The organism is Pseudomonas sp. P5_B2 (assembly GCF_056400445.1).
In genome coordinates this window covers 1-2,616 of sequence record NZ_JBFULH010000566.1, presented here as the reverse complement: position 1 = coordinate 2,616, position 2,616 = coordinate 1, and the positions used below count along the sequence as shown (strand labels likewise).

1 protein-coding gene and 2 pseudogenes are annotated in these 2,616 nt (G+C 59.9%); 2 read left to right on the top strand and 1 reads right to left on the bottom strand.

What is annotated here, in order from left to right; genetic code table 11:
* Positions 1-656: pseudogene (locus AC1DRJ_RS24045) on the bottom strand (two-component sensor histidine kinase); the annotation flags it as partial.
* A gap of 289 nt (positions 657-945) precedes the next feature.
* Here AC1DRJ_RS24045 and AC1DRJ_RS24040 point away from each other — a divergent pair.
* On the top strand, positions 946-2,301 hold the full coding sequence (locus tag AC1DRJ_RS24040; RefSeq protein WP_477804346.1) for a hypothetical protein: 1,356 nt from the start codon (positions 946-948) through the stop codon (positions 2,299-2,301).
* 35 nt (positions 2,302-2,336) lie between these two features.
* Positions 2,337-2,616 (top strand): annotated as a pseudogene (locus tag AC1DRJ_RS24035) (hypothetical protein); the annotation flags it as partial.

Here is a 2,616-nt window from a genome sequence, read left to right as displayed (position 1 = left end):
ATCAAGTCCTTGGGCTCCTTGTAGATCTCAACCATCGCGGTGACGTTTTCGTGGTCGGCATCGAACAGCGGAATGTAATTCTCAATGAAGATGTAGTCCGGAGGTGTGATGAATTTCTGCTCCATCTTCCCCTTGTCCACATTGTGATAGCTGGCGGACACCGGACTCTTGGAGCCAAACGCGCGATCGAGATCATTGTCGGCATGGACCGTGGTGCCCATCAACTCCGGGTTGGTGGACCAGATCACCATGCGGTCCGGGGCGTAGATGTTGGCCAGGATCACATCGGGCAAATGCTCGATATGGTCGAGAAATTCACCGCGGGCACTGGCACGGGCCATGGGATCGACATCGGCGAAATCCTTGTCTTTGCGCGGGTCGAGCAATTCGCCCATGGTCCGCACGTTGGGAATGGACACATGGCGTACCTCGGCTGCAGCAATCGCCTGAATGAATTGCGACGTCAGTAACGCATCGCGCTGCACGCTCTCGGTAATCACAAAACGCGTGGACACCGCCCCCAGCGCCACGGCCACCGTGCCGATCACCGCCATGCTGATCAGCGAAAACCAGCGCAGCAGATTGAACGGTTGTTTGCGCGACCTAAGGCGAATATCGCCCTCTTCTTTTTGGAGGGCTGCTGCTTGGATATTCATGGACGTGGTTCCCCGGTTTCCCATATAGGGTTATAGCCCACTGCTTGCTGTTTGACCCGCTTCCGGTATTGCCCCCCCCAACTTTCCCCGCCAAACCCACCACCCCCATCCACCCCCAACACTGGGGGCAGACGCCCGCAACGGCGCCCGCCACGATTTTGTCTCAGCAGTGCTACAGGCCTTCATTACGGGTCTATGCCGACGATTTTCAAAGTTGGTATGGAAGTTGCCAAAGCCCTGTCAACTGACTTTCCCCCTTGGGGCGAGTCTTCTGATAGAGGGAATACACATGCACCCTTTACTGTCCAAAACCACGATCGCTCTGGTCGTGACCGCTCTGGCCCAAAGCGTTGCCCAGGCGGCGCTGTTTGCTGTGGACCCCGGGAACGCTGGAGTCTACTTGCCAGCCAACGGTAATTTCGCCGCCTGGTATCAGGACACCCATGGTCGAACCCTCGACCTGTGCTTATCGAAGGCTGTCAGTTCTCGGGTTCCCAGCGCTCCAGGCGCCCCGACTTACATGTGTTCGTTGATCCCCGCACCAGGCGTTTTCGACGACGCCCAACCGATGGTCTTCCCGACCAACTTCCCCGACGAAGCGTTCTGGGCAACCGGCGAAACCACCCTCGTCGATGTCGCCAGAGGCATCGACCTGACGTATGTCTCTGCGGTTGAAGCAGCCTTCAGCGGCGGCGATCCACTGGATGGCGACCAGATCAGCTTCTCGCGCATCCGTCTGCGTGTCGATGTGCCGACAGCCGGGACCTATGTCATCACCCACCCCTACGGCGTCGAGGTGTTCACCGTCGATACGCCCGGGCGGAAGGCGATAAACATGACCCGCGACATCGGCATCGGCGTACCGAAAACCTATGACGGCGCGCTCAAGGGCGATGTCGGACCGTTCCTGCGCAGCGTCAACGGCCCTTACACCGAGAATAACCCGGTCACCGGTGCCGCCGAACAATTCGTCGGCGACCCGAATCTCACCGAACCCGTCACCGGCAGCCCGTTCAACACTAACTTCGTGCGCATCGAAGGTCCCAATGGACTGGACTTGCGCACCAACCTCTTTGCGGTATCCGGCAAGCTGTCCAGCGTGGTCCGGCCGACCCCGGTCATCGCCCAGCGCAGCACTTACTCGCGACATGCGGGCGTCAGCGCACCGGAGGCCCAGCAGGATGTCTTCGTCATGGCCCCGCCTCCACCCGCGAGCGTGACCCTGGACAGCAATAACCCGGTCCTGAACTTTACCGAAGCGGACTCCACCGGCCATTGGTACGCGCAGTCGCCAGCCGATCCGACGGTACCAGGCACATTGCAAGTGACCGCCGACAACCACTTGGCCATCGCCAGCAGCACCCCGACTGTTTTGCCCATGCCCCTGACTGACCTGGTAGTGATTTCCCGTGCCGAGTACAGCATTGCCAACGGACAAATCACCATCGTCGCCTCGACCAGTGATGAGACCTCGCCACCCATTCTCACCGCCACATCCGGTACCGGGGTCGCCATCGGTGCCCTCAGTGGCGATGGCGCAGTGAAAAGCCTCGCCACCGGCATCTCACCGATTCCGCCAGCCAAGGTTCGAGTGACGTCATCTAATGGCGGCAGCGATACCGAAGAAGTGGTCATCGTGCAATGAACGCTCACATGCCCAGATCCTCATCAGGAGGCATCATGAACAATTGGACACGCCTGGCGCTCAACGCCTTGGGACTGACTCTTTCGCTGTCCGGCAGTGCTTTCGCGGAACTCGCTGCCGTCGATCCCGGCCCTTATACCTTTGCCACAGGGAAATTCCCGAGCTGGTATAAGGACAAAAAAGAACTGTCGATGGAACTCTGTCAGTCCCGAGCCGCCAGCTCGCGGGTCGCCGCCAGTGTGCCACCGGCCTACATGTGTACCGAGCCGCCAGCTCGCGGGTCGCCGCCAGTGTGCCACCGGCCTACATGTGTAC

Bases quoted from the DNA above. Each gene is read 5' to 3' on its own strand.
- AC1DRJ_RS24040 (WP_477804346.1), top strand. From the start codon at position 946: ATGCACCCTTTACTGTCCAAAACCACGATCGCTCTGGTCGTGACCGCT.